24 protein-coding genes are annotated in these 14268 nt (G+C 47.6%); 22 read left to right on the top strand and 2 right to left on the bottom strand.

The features are described from left to right. The first annotated feature begins 410 nt into the window (after positions 1-410). Entirely contained in the window at positions 411-965 is a 555-nt protein-coding gene (locus ACJJIP_RS07765) for a DUF4113 domain-containing protein (RefSeq protein ID WP_353376453.1), read from the top strand. A gap of 110 nt (positions 966-1075) precedes the next feature. Here the strand turns inward: ACJJIP_RS07765 and ACJJIP_RS07770 are convergent, their stop codons facing one another. After that, the gene (locus ACJJIP_RS07770) at positions 1076-2182 is read right to left on the bottom strand and encodes a hypothetical protein (protein ID WP_353376452.1); all 1107 of its coding nucleotides are present in this window, start codon (positions 2180-2182) and stop codon (positions 1076-1078) included. Positions 2183-2787: 605 nt separating this feature from the next. Continuing rightward, on the bottom strand, positions 2788-3297 hold the full coding sequence (locus ACJJIP_RS07775) for a site-specific integrase (RefSeq protein WP_444946582.1): 510 nt from the start codon (positions 3295-3297) through the stop codon (positions 2788-2790). 169 nt (positions 3298-3466) lie between these two features. On the opposite strand from ACJJIP_RS07775, the gene ACJJIP_RS07780 reads away from it, so the two are divergent. The 21 genes from ACJJIP_RS07780 (at position 3467) to ACJJIP_RS07880 (ending at position 14016) form a co-directional block, all read left to right on the top strand. Next, positions 3467-3919 (top strand): hypothetical protein, encoded by a 453-nt coding sequence (locus tag ACJJIP_RS07780; protein WP_444946583.1) that lies wholly within the window; start codon positions 3467-3469, stop codon positions 3917-3919. Between the two features lie 38 nt (positions 3920-3957). Then, positions 3958-4173: a hypothetical protein gene (locus ACJJIP_RS07785; protein ID WP_444946584.1), complete on the top strand. Its 216-nt coding sequence runs from the start codon at positions 3958-3960 to the stop codon at positions 4171-4173. Between the two features lie 16 nt (positions 4174-4189). After that, positions 4190-4414, top strand: coding sequence for a hypothetical protein (locus tag ACJJIP_RS07790; RefSeq protein ID WP_444946585.1), 225 nt, complete (start codon positions 4190-4192; stop codon positions 4412-4414). Next, positions 4414-4872: a single-stranded DNA-binding protein gene (gene ssb, locus ACJJIP_RS07795; protein ID WP_444946586.1), complete on the top strand. Its 459-nt coding sequence runs from the start codon at positions 4414-4416 to the stop codon at positions 4870-4872. The genes ACJJIP_RS07790 and ssb overlap by 1 nt, the downstream gene beginning before the upstream one ends. A gap of 14 nt (positions 4873-4886) precedes the next feature. After that, positions 4887-5126: a hypothetical protein gene (locus tag ACJJIP_RS07800; protein ID WP_444946587.1), complete on the top strand. Its 240-nt coding sequence runs from the start codon at positions 4887-4889 to the stop codon at positions 5124-5126. Continuing rightward, complete coding sequence (locus ACJJIP_RS07805) at positions 5123-5461, top strand: hypothetical protein (RefSeq protein ID WP_444946588.1); 339 nt, start codon at positions 5123-5125, stop codon at positions 5459-5461. Before ACJJIP_RS07800 ends, ACJJIP_RS07805 begins: the two co-directional genes overlap by 4 nt. 188 nt (positions 5462-5649) lie before the next feature. Then, the gene (locus ACJJIP_RS07810; RefSeq protein ID WP_444946589.1) at positions 5650-5985 is read left to right on the top strand and encodes a hypothetical protein; all 336 of its coding nucleotides are present in this window, start codon (positions 5650-5652) and stop codon (positions 5983-5985) included. An 861-nt stretch (positions 5986-6846) separates the two neighbouring features. Beyond that, complete coding sequence (locus ACJJIP_RS07815; protein WP_444946590.1) at positions 6847-7119, top strand: hypothetical protein; 273 nt, start codon at positions 6847-6849, stop codon at positions 7117-7119. 4 nt (positions 7120-7123) lie between these two features. After that, entirely contained in the window at positions 7124-7594 is a 471-nt protein-coding gene (locus tag ACJJIP_RS07820; protein ID WP_444946591.1) for a hypothetical protein, read from the top strand. A 198-nt stretch (positions 7595-7792) separates the two neighbouring features. Next, complete coding sequence (locus ACJJIP_RS07825; RefSeq protein ID WP_444946914.1) at positions 7793-8194, top strand: hypothetical protein; 402 nt, start codon at positions 7793-7795, stop codon at positions 8192-8194. Positions 8195-8344: 150 nt separating this feature from the next. Beyond that, the gene (locus tag ACJJIP_RS07830) at positions 8345-8536 is read left to right on the top strand and encodes a hypothetical protein (RefSeq protein WP_444946592.1); all 192 of its coding nucleotides are present in this window, start codon (positions 8345-8347) and stop codon (positions 8534-8536) included. Between the two features lie 247 nt (positions 8537-8783). Then, positions 8784-8948, top strand: a complete 165-nt coding sequence (locus ACJJIP_RS07835) for a hypothetical protein (protein WP_444946593.1) — start codon at positions 8784-8786, stop codon at positions 8946-8948. Beyond that, positions 8945-9166, top strand: a complete 222-nt coding sequence (locus ACJJIP_RS07840) for a hypothetical protein (RefSeq protein ID WP_444946594.1) — start codon at positions 8945-8947, stop codon at positions 9164-9166. The genes ACJJIP_RS07835 and ACJJIP_RS07840 overlap by 4 nt, the downstream gene beginning before the upstream one ends. A 53-nt stretch (positions 9167-9219) precedes the next feature. Continuing rightward, positions 9220-9474 carry a hypothetical protein gene (locus ACJJIP_RS07845; RefSeq protein ID WP_444946595.1) on the top strand — a complete coding sequence of 85 codons (255 nt, stop codon included), beginning with the start codon at positions 9220-9222 and terminating at the stop codon, positions 9472-9474. Further along, positions 9401-9835: a hypothetical protein gene (locus ACJJIP_RS07850; RefSeq protein WP_444946596.1), complete on the top strand. Its 435-nt coding sequence runs from the start codon at positions 9401-9403 to the stop codon at positions 9833-9835. Before ACJJIP_RS07845 ends, ACJJIP_RS07850 begins: the two co-directional genes overlap by 74 nt. 92 nt (positions 9836-9927) lie before the next feature. Beyond that, positions 9928-10311 (top strand): hypothetical protein, encoded by a 384-nt coding sequence (locus ACJJIP_RS07855; protein WP_444946597.1) that lies wholly within the window; start codon positions 9928-9930, stop codon positions 10309-10311. 317 nt (positions 10312-10628) lie between these two features. Further along, on the top strand, positions 10629-11066 hold the full coding sequence (locus ACJJIP_RS07860; protein WP_444919623.1) for a DUF4262 domain-containing protein: 438 nt from the start codon (positions 10629-10631) through the stop codon (positions 11064-11066). Between the two features lie 675 nt (positions 11067-11741). Then, positions 11742-12413: a DUF6368 family protein gene (locus tag ACJJIP_RS07865; RefSeq protein WP_444946598.1), complete on the top strand. Its 672-nt coding sequence runs from the start codon at positions 11742-11744 to the stop codon at positions 12411-12413. Positions 12414-12501: 88 nt separating this feature from the next. Further along, positions 12502-12789: a hypothetical protein gene (locus ACJJIP_RS07870; protein ID WP_026304867.1), complete on the top strand. Its 288-nt coding sequence runs from the start codon at positions 12502-12504 to the stop codon at positions 12787-12789. 85 nt (positions 12790-12874) lie between these two features. After that, positions 12875-13318 (top strand): ribonuclease E inhibitor RraB, encoded by a 444-nt coding sequence (locus tag ACJJIP_RS07875; RefSeq protein WP_353376429.1) that lies wholly within the window; start codon positions 12875-12877, stop codon positions 13316-13318. A gap of 281 nt (positions 13319-13599) precedes the next feature. Beyond that, on the top strand, positions 13600-14016 hold the full coding sequence (locus ACJJIP_RS07880; protein WP_444946599.1) for a hypothetical protein: 417 nt from the start codon (positions 13600-13602) through the stop codon (positions 14014-14016). Positions 14017-14268: the final 252 nt, after the last annotated feature.

A 14268-nucleotide genomic window follows, 5' to 3' on the forward strand; every position in this document is an offset into this window, starting at 1 on the left:
CAGCTCCGGCTCGTGCCGCGAATGTTATCGCCGAGTCTTCCATAGCTGCTCTCTACAACCCTATGGATATGCCGTCGAAACTCCAGTGGAAGTTGAGCATAAAGTCTGGCAATAAAGGGAGGAAATGGAATCTGCACGAAGTGGTACTTTGTTAGCCAACAGAGCAGCAATGAAAATCCCCAAGTGTGATGGGGTTTGCGCTCTGGATACACCAGAAAAGTGGTAATGGATTCAGCGCCGTACCGCCGTTAATGACGTCTGGGGCATAGGGTGGCGACTATCCAAGCGCTTGGCGGATTTTGGCATACAGACAGCCTATGACCTGGCGCAGGCCAATCCGAAAATATTGCGCCGCCATATCAATGTGAACATTGAGCGAACGATTGAGGAGTTGAACGGGGTTCCCTGCCTTGGCTTGGAGGAAGAGCCCCCCGGCGAAGAAACAGATCTATTGCACCCGCTCCTTTGGTGAAAAGCTCACCGACTTACAGCCGATACTGCAGGCTGCTACCTTGTACGCAAGCAGGGCGGCGGAGAAGCTACGGGCTCAGAAATCGCTCGTAAAGTCGATTCATGTGTTTCTGCATACCTCGCCCCATGAGCCCAACTACTACAGCCGCAGCACAGTTGTGCGGACACTATACCCTACCGACGATACGCGAATAATCGTGCGGCTGGTGAGAAAGGCTGTTGCTGGCCTGTACCGGTCAGGGTGCCGCTTTATGAATGCAGGAGTGGGGCTTGTCGAGATTATCCCGCACGCGCTAGGGCAAGGTGATCTATTCACACCAGGCCAATCGGCAAGGGCTAGGGAGACTATGCAAGCCATTGATAGCATCAACCGCAAGTTTGGACGGGGGACTCTATTCCTGGGGGCTGAAGGCATTCAGAAGAAATGGAAGATGCGGCAGGCCTTTACATCGCCTGCCTATACCACTCGGTGGGGGATTTCCCTAGGGTGGTGACTTGAAGCGACTGTGGAAGTTTAACTTTTAGCAAGTAACGCCTAAATCAGGTGAGGTTTATGGCTCACCTGATTTAAAGGTATAACTAATAATCTTTAATTGTTGACTTCTTAGAGGGGCAAGCTTTTCCAGCCTGATGATGCGCAAACATATAGCAACGAATCATATTTGTGCATTGTCATGCGGCCTACATCTGATGAGCTATTACAATCAGAGTCAGGAGGAGTTCCTTCTGAAGTATCTAATTGTATATACCCCGGTGAATCATCATTTTTAATAGGATTTTGAACCGAAAAATTTCCTGTAGACGTAATTCTTACGATTTCATTGAAATCACCATCAATACTTAGGTCGGCATCTACTGATTCGGCTGAAGCTTCCCATGTTCCCATCGTGAGATCTTTCTCAGGCTTCCATGCAATATAACCTTTAGTGGAATCATCTCTTTCGATATAAAGTGCAGGCTCATCTTTATTTTCTTCTGCCTTTTCTTGTTCTTTTTCATCATCAATAATGATATTAAAGCGTCCTTTATAATGATTTTCATAATCCACAAGGAGATTTTTAGAACCTATACCTACTCGCCCTTGCTGATTTATACTCAGCCTTGTCTTGCCTCCTGTAAAAAAACCAATCCAACCGGCATGCTGGCTATCCATATCTCCGTAAAAGTGAGCGCCGGCCCCATTACTATCATCGCTAACGCTGTCAGAATGCGCTTTCAATGCAAGTTCTTCTCGATAAGGGATGTAATAACATTTCTCCCTATCCTCCTCCTTATCCGACTCACAATTGTCCTCGTTCTTTTTTCTCTCTATTATAGATATGCCAGAGTCATAGCCTGAATAATGAAATATGGTTGAATGACTGTTGTCGCCAATAAGTTTCATTCTGGTCTTTGTGGTTTCATCCGCATAGTTATTATTGGCAGAGGGGTTAACATTTGAAGTGTCAATCGATAGCCACTCAATATAAGTTTCAGTGGAATCTATCCAATTGCCAATTTGCAATGTGTCATTATTCAGAACTGCTATATCACCTTCTTCAGAGCTGGCACCAGAAATAAGAATTGCTGGATTAGTTGTTCCTGAATCTTTAATGTGTAATGTAGCTTGAGGGCTTGTAACCCCAATGCCAACATCTTCATGAAAACTTTCCGCAACGGCCACACCTGAAGTGAAAAGGCCAATTAAAAATGTGACGTGTACTTTATTCATTCAACATCCCTTATACCTTTTTTATAAGCAGCGGATCTAATTTTACCTGACAGCTTGTGTCCCAGCATAATTTCAGCGATATGGGGCTCGGTCAGTTCGGAAAAGTTTGTCCATGCCGCCTTGTGCGAGTCATACATCGACCAGTATTTCATTCAATAACCTCTGTGCCGGCGTAGCCACTTAGCGGAATTGTAAACTATGAATAGCGGTAGAACATGTTACTGCTCCAGAATTAGCTTGGGAGCGATACAAGCGCAGGACCGATTCAACAAAACGTTTGGTTGCGGATTACTATGTCTGGGTGTTGAGAGTGTACAGGAAAGTGGCATAGGCAGGCGTTTACATTGCTTGCCTATATCCTTCGTTGAGATCAAGAACCGGTGATTGCAGTCTAGTTGCTGTGTAAGTGTACAGCTTTCAAGTGTGTCAAAAACTGACAAGCTGAGTAATCATGGGGTTTATTGTGATGCTGAACCACCTTGATATTTACACACAAAGGTCTGTAAATGTATGATAGTTGCAGAGATTTAGGTTTGATTGTGGCTCCTGAGTTCGCGGATTCGATCCCCGTCGGCCGCTCCAGATTCTTCCTTGTTTTTCAAGGACTAAAAACCTCGCCTAGTGCGGGTTTTTTCGTTTTGGGCCTTGCGGTGCCAATCTTTGGTGCCAATTCTGGTTTTATCGAGTGTATCTACGTGGTCTGGAGTGCGATTGTAGCGCTCAGCCATAGACCTTGTTTTATGCCCAGAGAAGCGTTGAGTGTCACCCTCAAAATCGGGGATTGCCTTAATTTTGAGGTCATGAAACCGAAAGCGCTCCTTGATTGCCCCACTCTCCAGAGCTGTGCGCTGTTCCCTTTGCCGTACCGCATTGAAGCCAGTGCGTGTATATCCGCGACCGGTACGGCCTCTTAGTATATGGGAAGTCTGCACCTTGGTTTGAGTATTGGTAGACAGGGCCATTTCAACGGCCTCTTTTAGCCGGGGTGACCATAACTTTATCTGTTGCTTTTCCGTCTTGGCTTGAACAATTAATACCTCCTCTTCACGAATATGCTTCGTCGAGAGCGCGAGAACGTCTTCATGGTGCCGCTGCGCACGTGTTAATGCGATCACTGCATGTTTACAACTGGTTCCACCTCCAAAAAAACCAGCCGCAGCCGTTTACTGCCATTTGCCCACACCAGCGCGGCCTCACACAAGATCGGTTTATTCATATCGGCGGTAACAACTTAGGCCCGGGGCGTCCACGTCCCTGGCTGTGGACCTATTGAGGGGCTGCAAGTTGGGGGAGCGTATCAGCCCTGAATTGATAGAAGCCCTGGAAGACGAGCTTTACCTCTGTGGCTCGGCGGCCCTGGATCTGGGCGGGGTGAGTGGCAGCAGCGTGTTGTGTTCCATCGAGGTTCACGCCGCGCGCAGTGGTTCACGGCTCAGACAAAAACAGCGCACTGCATTAGCCAACGCCAGCCGGGGCAACCCCTGCAACGGCCTGGGTATTAGCGACGAAATTGCGGCGCCGGTAGAACAGGCCATGGCAGCGATTAAACGCGAAAGCCCGGAGCTGTACGAGGTGCTGAAAGTGGAGGCCCGTGCGCTACTGCTGCATGAAGGATTAGACGGACAAAGAGCACGCGCTCGCTATCTGCGCATCAGTCTGCGCACCTATCAATCCCGCCTGCACAAGGGGCGGTTATTTCTCGCTGGCCTGTTGTTTGGGCCGGCTATCGCAACGTAAAACATCGACGGAATGATTGACGGAATGGGGGTGAGCCAGTGAGCCGTAAAACCCCTGAGCACGGGGAGTTCTTTTGCGGTGGCTGCAGCAAGTGGAAAGCCCAGGACCTTTTCCCTATTCGCCTAAGCCCCTGCGGTCGTGCCAGCCGTTGCAAGCGCTGCAAGGCCGACTACCGCAGAGACTACCGTGTCCGCCAGGCCAGTCGATCGAATATCGCCGCGCTGCTACAGCGTAGGACACACCAATTTTTTTAAGTCAGGGAGAGCAACAATGAACAGATTCGCCATATTTAGCGGTACTTACAATCTAATGATGGGCGGGGCTAAAGATTTTATAGAGTCCCACCCCACTAAAGAGGCAGCGCAGGCAAGGGTAAAAGAAGTTGCCAGCAGTGAGCCGTTTATCTACTGGCTGCAGGTCTTTGATAAAGCCACCGACACCTTGACCACTTATCGCGTGGTTAACGGTGAGTTAAGGGAAGAGGTGGACGAGTAATGGCTAGGGGAATCAATAAAGTTATTTTGATTGGCAATCTGGGTAACGACCCGGAAACCAATTACATGCCCAGCGGTGGGGCGGTAACCAATATCAGCCTGGCCACCAGTGAGAGCTGGAAGGATAAGCAAACCGGCCAGCCCCAGGAGCGCACCGAGTGGCACCGGGTGGTGTTTTTTAACCGCCTGGCAGAGATTGCCGGCGAGTATTTGCGCAAGGGCTCAAAAGTTTATATCGAAGGCTCGCTGCGCACGCGCAAGTGGCAGGACAAGCAAACCAGCCAGGACCGCTACACCACCGAGATCGTCGCCAGTGAAATGCAGATGCTAGACGGCAGGGGAGAGCAGGGCAGCTTTCCCCAGGGCGCAGCAGGTTTGCCCACTCCTCAACAAACCCCCAATCAGCCAGCTGTACCGGCTGGGGGTGAAAATTCCTTTGATGACGATATTCCGTTTTAGCCTGGGGGTGCGATATGACAGCAACAAACTGCCCCCAGTCTGAGGCCTTGCGCAAGGCGCAGGCGAGTATTGATAGCAAGGTGGCCGCATTTCTGGCCGGCGGCGGAGAGATTGAACAGATACCGCGCGGCCAGTCCGGTCTGTGCCTGCGTGTAGTCCCTAATACCTCCGACAGTACCCGTCGTAGTTGGGTGAAGGTGCAGAACAAACAGCAGATTAAAGTGACAAGCGAGAAGAAGAGGGCAGGAAAATGAGCGGCTATTCCGAAGGTGGTCCAGCTTATGAATTGAATGATCCAAATTATCAGCGCCTGTATGGCGTTTTAGAGCGGGCATACGATCAGGCCGCGCGGGGTAAGGGGGTGGAGCGGCATGCGAATGGGCAGCGCTTCGAAGATCAACCCATGCAAACGATTAGCGGGCTATTGGATACCGATGGAGGTATGGCTTTTCAGGCGATCAAAAAGATTCAGGAAAGTCGTCGTTTGCCAAATTTAGAGCGCAGCGTGGCTGAATTGCTTGGGGCGATCAATTACATCGCGGGCATGATCATTTATGAGGAGAGTCATAGCTTCAACGAAACAGAATAATAAATTTAGGAAAATGGTACATAAATGAGGGGCATTACAGTCGCTTAAAATCCAATCCAGCTAAAGGTAATTTGTCTCAAATTATTTATTTATATTAGATTTTTTTCCCAAAATAGTTTGACGATATAGTTTTGTTGGATTATAAATTGCGCGCTTCTTATATTTTATAAAGTTTTAAGGGTTATTAAATGTTTAAGTATCTTGCCGTTGCTGCAATCGCTCTTTTTTCTCAGGTTACATTTGCGGACAATACTATAGCCAAAGTAGATTCTTTCTTGCTGGTTGATAGCACGAAACTTGTCTATGTCTATCCAGAGGGCGGGGTCAAAAATCCACCTGCATGTCATGGTGCAAATGGTGATTACATTTCATTCAGCATGGATAGACCAATGGCCAAGGAATATCTGAGCGCAATTATGTATGCGCACGCCACAGGAAAGACAGTAAATTTTCGCACTCACGGCGCCTGCGTAGATCAGTCAATTTCTGATACGCTTAATTATTTAAGCGTGCTAAAAGACTAAGAGTATAGATATTCTCTTAGGGGAATTGGATCTGCTTCTTTTTACATGAAATGGAAAAGACCTGGATGCAATACCCTATAAATATGAATACTGAAATATGTACGAAAAGTCCGCGCTTGGACTTTTCGTCAGTCAATGGAAAGTATTATGTACTCTAAGTATCTTTTTGTGGCAATAGCCGCAACCTTATGCTTTAGCGCCAAAGCTTCAGCAGATGAAGTTCTTTTAATACCGTATGAGGATATTAATATCCCAGTGGTAGTTGCTTCGCCCGAGCCCGAGCCCGAGACAGTAGAAACAATATTTAAGGCGAAGGGTTGGGGATATTGCACAGCAGATCTATATGTAGATGGGAAATTTATTCTGACAATTAACTCCCTAAGAAATTACCAATTTTCGTACGATTTGCGTCGTGGATCTCACACTATGAGCTTAAAAAATTGGGCCTCATCGTGTGGGGTGGGTAATGGACAAGTAAATGCGGTTGAGGCAGAAGTCAGATTAAATGGTGTGCAAGTGGGGTATGTTAACTACCAGTACTGGTACGACTCGTTCAAGATTTAAAGGGCTGACTAAGTCAATACGGCTGATTTTGTCTTGAAAATTACAACCAAATATATGGTGGCTGTTGGGTTAACGGCTAAGTGCAATATATAAGTTAGCTTTGCTCCCAAGTCTAACCCATTACTATTTTGGGGTGACACGTTTTAGGCGCTTTTGCGTTTGGGAGGTATAAATAGGGCACGTTGCGATTGTTGCCTCTACCGGGAACGAGCTGTACGAGCAATGCGAATATCATCCTCTTAACCGGTCCACCCCAGGCCGGTTTTTTTTCGCCTGTTAGAAGGAGATCGCCGTGGAATGAAAGAGCAGGTAGCCGGAAGTGCAGGCGTAACCGGTGCCGGAATTGGTCTAACGCAAACCCCTGTTGATTGGTTACAGGTGGTTGGCATTCTGATCGCCGGCCTGGGCCTGATTTGGAATATCTATGCGGTGATTACCCGCAACCAGCACAACCGATATATGCGCGAGAAGCGCGACAAATCAGACGGCAATACCCCCCCTAACTTTTTTCGCCACCCGGTGCTCCCTCCCCCATACCACCGGCACCGGGTGGCCCCTTATTTGGAATAACGGCATGAAATGGAAAGCTCTGGTAAAAACCATTGCCCCCACCATTGGCATGGCTTTGGGTGGCCCCGCTGCTAGGGTTGCCGTCAAATTTATGGCTGAGAAACTTCTGGGAGATGGACTGGCCGGCGAGCAAGAAATTGCCGATTTTGTGCTGGGCAGTAGCCCGGAGCAGCTGGCGGAGTTGCGCGCGCTCGACAATAAATTTCGTCTGCAGATGCGTCAACTAGATATAGACGTTTTTGAGCTGGAGGTGCGCGACAGAGATAGCGCTCGCGGCCTGGCTTCAAAAACTAGCCTTTTGCCCCAAGTGGCGCTGTCAGTCTTATTTATCGGTGGTTATTTCGCCCTGTTGTTTTTTCTATTTGGGGGCGAGTCAGCACTGGATGGGACACATCGAGATATCGCCGTTTGTCTGCTGGGCGTTATGAAGGGGGAGATTCCCCGCATTATGTCTTTTTGGTTTGGTAGCAGCTAAGGCAGCAAAGACAAGGATAAAGTGTTGCGCGTTCCAACGTGATCACAATCAAAGATGATTTAGCCAAGCTTGAGAAGAAGCTGGGCAAGATGGAACGCCGCATGATACCCAAGGCTGCAAGCCAAGCAATCAATAGGGCGGTGCGCTCAGGCCGCTATCAAAGAGGTCTCAACCGAGACCAACATCAAACAGAAAGAGATTAGGCAGGCCTACCAGTTACACCTGGCTAAGCGTGACCGACTGCGCTTAGCTATTGATGCAAAGAAAGCGGGAGCAAGAAGCCTTATCAACTTTGTACGCCCCAACCAGCGTAAGGCGGGCCACTTCAATGCACTCAATAAGCGTGGCGCACACAAAGCGCCAGGCGTGAAGGCCAAGGCCTGGGGCAAGAGTAAGATCTATAAGTACACATTGATCGGCAGCGCACCACAAAGCCAGCTACTGGTCTGCGCACGCAAAGGCAAGGGCCGTACACCAGTGAAGGGCATCACCGGGCCAAGCTCTCGCGGTGCATTCATTAGCCAGCGCCTGCAGCAGGTTGTGGAATGCCAGGCCAGCGGCAGAGTCCGCGTCGAACTCACCCGATCAATCAACAATTAGCTGCGCAAACTCAAGTGAACACCTCGCACCGCACACCCGCGCGGGTCCTTCCTGGGCCCTGAGCCGTACGGGTCCGCAGCTGCGCGAGGTTTCGCTATTTATGAGGCATTTTAGGCGGGGGTTGGTGGTTGGTCATTGAGGTACTAGGGCATGGCTGAAACCAAACAAAAACCCAAAAAAACAACAGATTCAAACGGCTGCCTCTGCCGCAGGAAAAAAGCCGGCAATGACCAACTCACCCCCGTTCCTGATTACTGGCTAAACAAGCGGCAGGTGTGTGATTCGCTAGGTATCACCGCAACTGCTTTTGACAAGTGGAAGGTGGAGTCCACTTCCCTCTAGGGAAACAAAAATTACTACACTCTGCGCGGCGTTCTGGATAACCGGGAAGAGGCACTAGTTAAGAAAATGTAGCTTGAGCGCCCAGCCTAACCCGTTGGCGATCTGGATCCGATGCGGGAATAGGCGCGGTTAAACAGGGCCAAGGCGGAAGCCCAAGAGCTAATTTTCCGGCGGATACCAGAATTTCTATATCAGCGGTTACCTAAAAGTTGGTGGTGGCGCGGCTCGCCTTATCAATCATGTATCGATGTATCACGCAGAGAAAATACCCTTTGATCCCAGTAAGCTTTACCGGATAGAGGCTCGGGTTTATGTGTATGCCGCAGGTGATGCGGATCGCACCACATATGTGGGTTTGGCTGGTTACGATAATACTGGTAAACGCTGCAATGTGCCGGTGCAGATACCATGAGTAGCCAGCACTATGTCCTTGCCGCTGGCCTAAACATAGTGGGGCAGAGTTGGCAGACCCTAGTGGCCTATGTCAAAGGAAATGCTAGTGGTAACGCTGAGTACGGTGGCGCTAGAGGGGCAAACCATATTGGCAACCCGGCCAAGATGCAGGACAAAGCACGGTTTATTGCCCAATTTATTATTGTAATTCCCCGACTAAAACGAGCGATACCTTAATCGATTATGTAAAAATCGATGTGGTGGAAGTGCAGGACTAGCGCAACCTGCCAATGATTCAAGCTGGTATTGCCAGCCTGCCTACCAGTTCCGCGCTGTCCGGCTCGGATGATGGCAGTACCGCAAAAATCACGATTGCCGCGCACTCGGTGCAGTTTGATTTCGGCATTGTTAATTACAACAGTGGCAGCATTACTGGGTTGTTCTTCAACACTAGGTACTACGTGTACTGCGATGATCCGGGTACTCAGGACGGCGCTGTTACCTATTACAACCCCGAGCAATGGCGGCGGCACTACGGTCCCTAGAGATCCGTGGTGCGTTGCCGCAGGCAGTTGGCTGCGCGAGGGTTTGCTAACGGATAACTGTGAAAGCGGCGACCTGATCGATTGCTGGGATACTGGCGACAGCGATACCCACTTAAGCCCCATTATTGGCGGGGTAGATGCAGAGCCAGAAATACCCTGCGTATTGCTCACCACAGAAAGCGGTGCCCAGGTAATTTGCAGCCGCGAAACTCCCGTTACTGATCGTACTGGCCAAGTGTACGAGGCTCAAAACTGTCAGGGGGTTGAGCTGGGTGTAATGCATGAAGATGAGCCTTTGATATGGGAAACCGTCGGCGGGCCGAATGTGCCGGCCTGCACACCGTGTACAAAATATCTGTAGGTGGTAAGAGCTACGCTGCCGGCGAAAATCCATTACACCGCATAATCACTCACAATGGCGTGCATAAATCTGATTAAGCAAAGGAATAGATAATGCCCAGTTTTTCCCCCGTAACAGTGCCGAGCCTGGAGGCCTGGCAATTTGCTTACACCATAGATGATGGCCACAGCGCCGGCACTATTGTACGCGCAACGGTAACTCAGGCCATTGAGCCCACCAATAGCGATGCTCAAGCGGCTGCAGTACTTAAATGCACCATTGCCGTCATTGATGACCAGAACAACGTAAAGATCGATGGTGCCGGCGATCTGATGTCCAGCGTTTATGTAACCACCAAGACTCTGCAGACTGATGCAGGCCAGCCGGTAAACGTTGCTGATCACGCTGCTGATTTAGTAGCGAGTTGTATTGTTGAGGTGGCCAACCGCTTAGCTATGCATAGTTCTATTGCGGCGATGGCGATACCGAGTGGGTGATACTGGCTGTGGTTTTCAGTATTGAAGTAGGCATATTGCCGGTGCGAAAGCTCGAATTATAGAGCCATGGCTTACATCTACAGAAAGTTCCCCCTAACTTATTGATTTAATTATGGGTAAAATGTGTTCAAGAGTGGGAGGTCGAACCAGGCGACTTGAGCCGATGGCTCACTATCTCTGATTGTTATTTAGGCAATAGTTTATAACCTGCTGTAAATAAAGGCTTTTCTGCGGAGCTTGGAGGCTCCCTCCCAGAAATAGTGGCCAAATGGATAGTGAGCCACTGGCTCATTAATAAACTGTTATACGAGAAGAGTATGAACAAAGAAGAAATACAGGGAAATATCAAAGAATATGGATGGCACTTCCTGTTTGTCTTTGATCCAAATGGAGAGTATCAAGACTTTTCATACACCATAGGTTTAGAGGAAAGCTTCGGGCATCCAGAGATTATGATATTTGGCCTCAAGAAAGATTCCGCTCACGCGATTCTTGCTGATATTGTCGAAGACATTAAGTCCGGTGTCAAAATGGAGCCAAACAAAAAACTAGGTAATGTTATTGGTGGTGATTTTAAAGTTATGTTCAAGCCTATTAGTAGCAACGCGTACAAAGAGTATTTAGGTACGGCTGTTAACTACTACGGCAAGCCTTTTAGAGCACAAGTCATGTTTTGGCCAGACAAAGCTAATATTCTACCCACCGAAGAAGGGTGTGAGCTAACTATTCAAAATGAAGCGCTTGCAATCGTATAACAAGGCGATGAATTTCGTTCCGCCCCAATGGGGCTCCACCGGACTGTCACTGCTTTGCAGCGCCAGCCGATTATCGCGGCGTTATACGCATATCGAGTTATGGAAGTAAGCGAGTATTATCGAAAAGCTAAAGAGATAGCTGAGAGTCCCGAGCTGCACGACACTGGTGAGGCGAAGGAAGTTCAGCAGGCTCTCGATTACGATCGTTTAGATGATCACCCGTCATGCTGGGTTCCAAATGTTCAAGCGGCTCTATTAGTATGTTTTAGTTCAAGGCCAAAGCTTTCTGCATCTAAAGCAGCTCTAGAGCTCTATATACAAGGCTCTATCATGGAAAGTAACGCAGAGAGGAACACGGTAGTAAAAGTAGGTTTTACGTGCCTAGTTTTGGGTTTCATAATCGGGTGGGTAGTATGGTCGTAACTACGTATAACAAATACCAGCAGGTTGCTATGGGCCTTTGGCCCTTCGCGGGACGGCCTACTCTGCGCTCCAGCCGCCCCTGCTGTAGTCGTTAAGCAAAGAAATAGAAAAGCATGAGAAAGTCATCACCTGAAGCATTATTAGCTATTACTACGATAATATTACTTACCGTCATTCCAATTTTAGTGGGCTGGGTTCTAGTGAAGGTCTATAGGGTATTTCGACCTTTCCCCAAGCAGGAACTCTCTGGGCTTGCAAGTATTGGAGTCCAAGAAAAGGATAGCTTTTTCAAGTTTGTTCTCGTTGGCTGGATTGTATGCGGGCCAATCTATTATTGGGCATACAGTTCCGGTGTTCTTGGCTAGCGCCGAGCTTAACGAGCGCCGGCATAATCGCGCACTGTATGCGCTGGACTCGCAACAAGTTGCTCGCCTGTGCGGCGGGCGTTATAAAAAAAGGACTATGGCCGGACCAACTGTAGGAATACTATTAAAAGAAAAGTTGGGCGATGACGCCAAGAGAGAGATCTTGGCTTTCATTCAATCTGTTTCTAGTGAAATTCGAGGAAACGATTTTTGGGTTTATGGCGGTTCGTTTGGGTATGAGTTTGGCCCAGATTATCCCGAAGAGATCGAGGAATATGCCGGGGTAAGCAATTTATTGGGTTGGCTTCCTAAAGATATAATTGGTCTATATGCGATGTGTAATGGAGATAGAGACCATCAATCTCTCGGAGAGGTGACGCTTGGTATTGCCGAGATTGTAAATGGTAGTATTGCATTCTGTCATGTACTTAGCAGATACACATCTGATCCAGAAATATTGGAACATCCTGGGGTTGTTGAATATGAGCATGAGTCAATAATTAGCCGTGAGCTGTTTGAACAATGGTTAAAACATCCAGATTTTCGTATGGTGAAGTAATGCATAACAAAATGCTGCTAGGGACAAACCTACGCTGAGCTCCGGTTTGCCCCAGAGCATGGCGTAATGTGTCAAAAGCACCAAAAATATGAAACGAATTAAAGATGATGAAGTAAAGACCCAAGTTGTTTCAGATTTTGGCATGACCATGGAGCTTTACATTGAAACTGGTAATGCCTCTATTGATAAGAGGGTCGATTATCCTTTGTTCAAAGTCTATGCCGATGAGGAAACCGAAGAGAAATACGTTGAGATTTCATCCGGGGGCCAACTTATTCAGCTGCCAATTGAAGCAGTAAAGAAATTTCTATTAACAGCAGAAACGGAAGTTCACTCTGAGGCTTGGTACGATAAAAATGTTTTCAATCAAGAGTGAAGCACATAAAAAGGCGGTGCTGTCGCCTTTGGCTGGGACGCGCTAACGCGCGCACCAAAACTTGGCGTTAGGTAACCTACGAACTATGTCAGTAATTTCTAAATTAATGGAAGCTACAGAAGCGGATACTGATGTTCTTCGCCGCTTAGATTCCAATGGTGATGACTTTAGTAAATTCAGAGAAGTAGATTTCACCTTCAAATGCGACAGCAAAGAAAAAGCAGACGCTGTAGCGGGTTTTCTGGGTGATTTTCAGTACGGGGCAGCGAATGTTATTGATGAAGAGCAGCAATACATGGTGCAAGTACTAATAGATATGCCTGTAACTCAAAACATCCTGCTTTGCGTATCAGGCTTTATGACTCGCATTGGTGAATTAATGGTGTTGAAGTCGAAGGCTGGTGATGCATCGCGCAGAACGGTACCTAACAAACGCTTGCAGCCGAGGCCAAATACTACGTACTTTTTGCGTTACTTGCTGGGCTCAAACAATAACACAAAAACCGCTTCGCATTTGGCCCGACTGTAGCGGACGTTATGCATCAAGCAAGAAGAAATGAAAGACAATAAAATGCCCAAGGTGCAATTCCGAAAAAATAGATGAAGTAGCACCATAGCGAGTGCCTGAATGTGGATGAAGGTGTTAATTTAGTCATACTGTTGTGGTATTGATATAAATTTATCTTTTTTGGCAGGTTTTTGCTTGATTGGTCTAGGCTAAAAGCGAGATGTACATTTGGGGCCAGGTGCACTCTATTAAGATTTGGCCCTTAAGGTCGAGCTGAAATCGTTCATATTTAGGAAGTACTTATGGTCCATGTAAAAGGTGGTACAGATCCTTTACCGAAAAAAGGTGGCGATGGCCCTTTTCCAATTAAAGGTGGTAAATCTGGTCAGTCTATCACTCAGTCAGGGAATAAATCTGAGCAACACAAATTAATTGACTTCACTAAATTTAAAGTTATCAAAGGTCATTCAGGGGATTACGTACTAACTGTATGGGGTAAAAACGACCCTGATATAATACCGTCCCTAGAACCGCATATATACGTAGTAAACCCTGATTACTATGAAATAGAAGTAATAGGAGTTCCTTCAGGTGATGTTCCTTCAAAGAACGTGGAAAAATTCCCTCTTAGCTTAGGCCTTAAAAACTATATGGGTGAAAAAGGCATAGAGGTTATTGGTGCGACCAAGTCTGTTAAATGGGACTTGCCCGAGAGTTAGAGAGACCTTTGCTATTGAATCGCCTAGCCGTTCATAGTTCTATTGCGGCTATGGCGATTCCGAGTGGGTGATTGGAGCTCCCACTTGAGTCCGAGAAGGCGGGGAGGATGTCAGGCTTTGCAAGTTTATCGATTCAACTAGAAGTACCTCTTATCGTAAAAAGCAACAATTGTTGTTTTTCAAACTTTACTCCTAGTAGTTTAGTTATTTCATCTTATGGCAATTTATCAGCATGCGGTAAAACTTAAGTCT

Source organism: Microbulbifer variabilis, assembly GCF_052467165.1.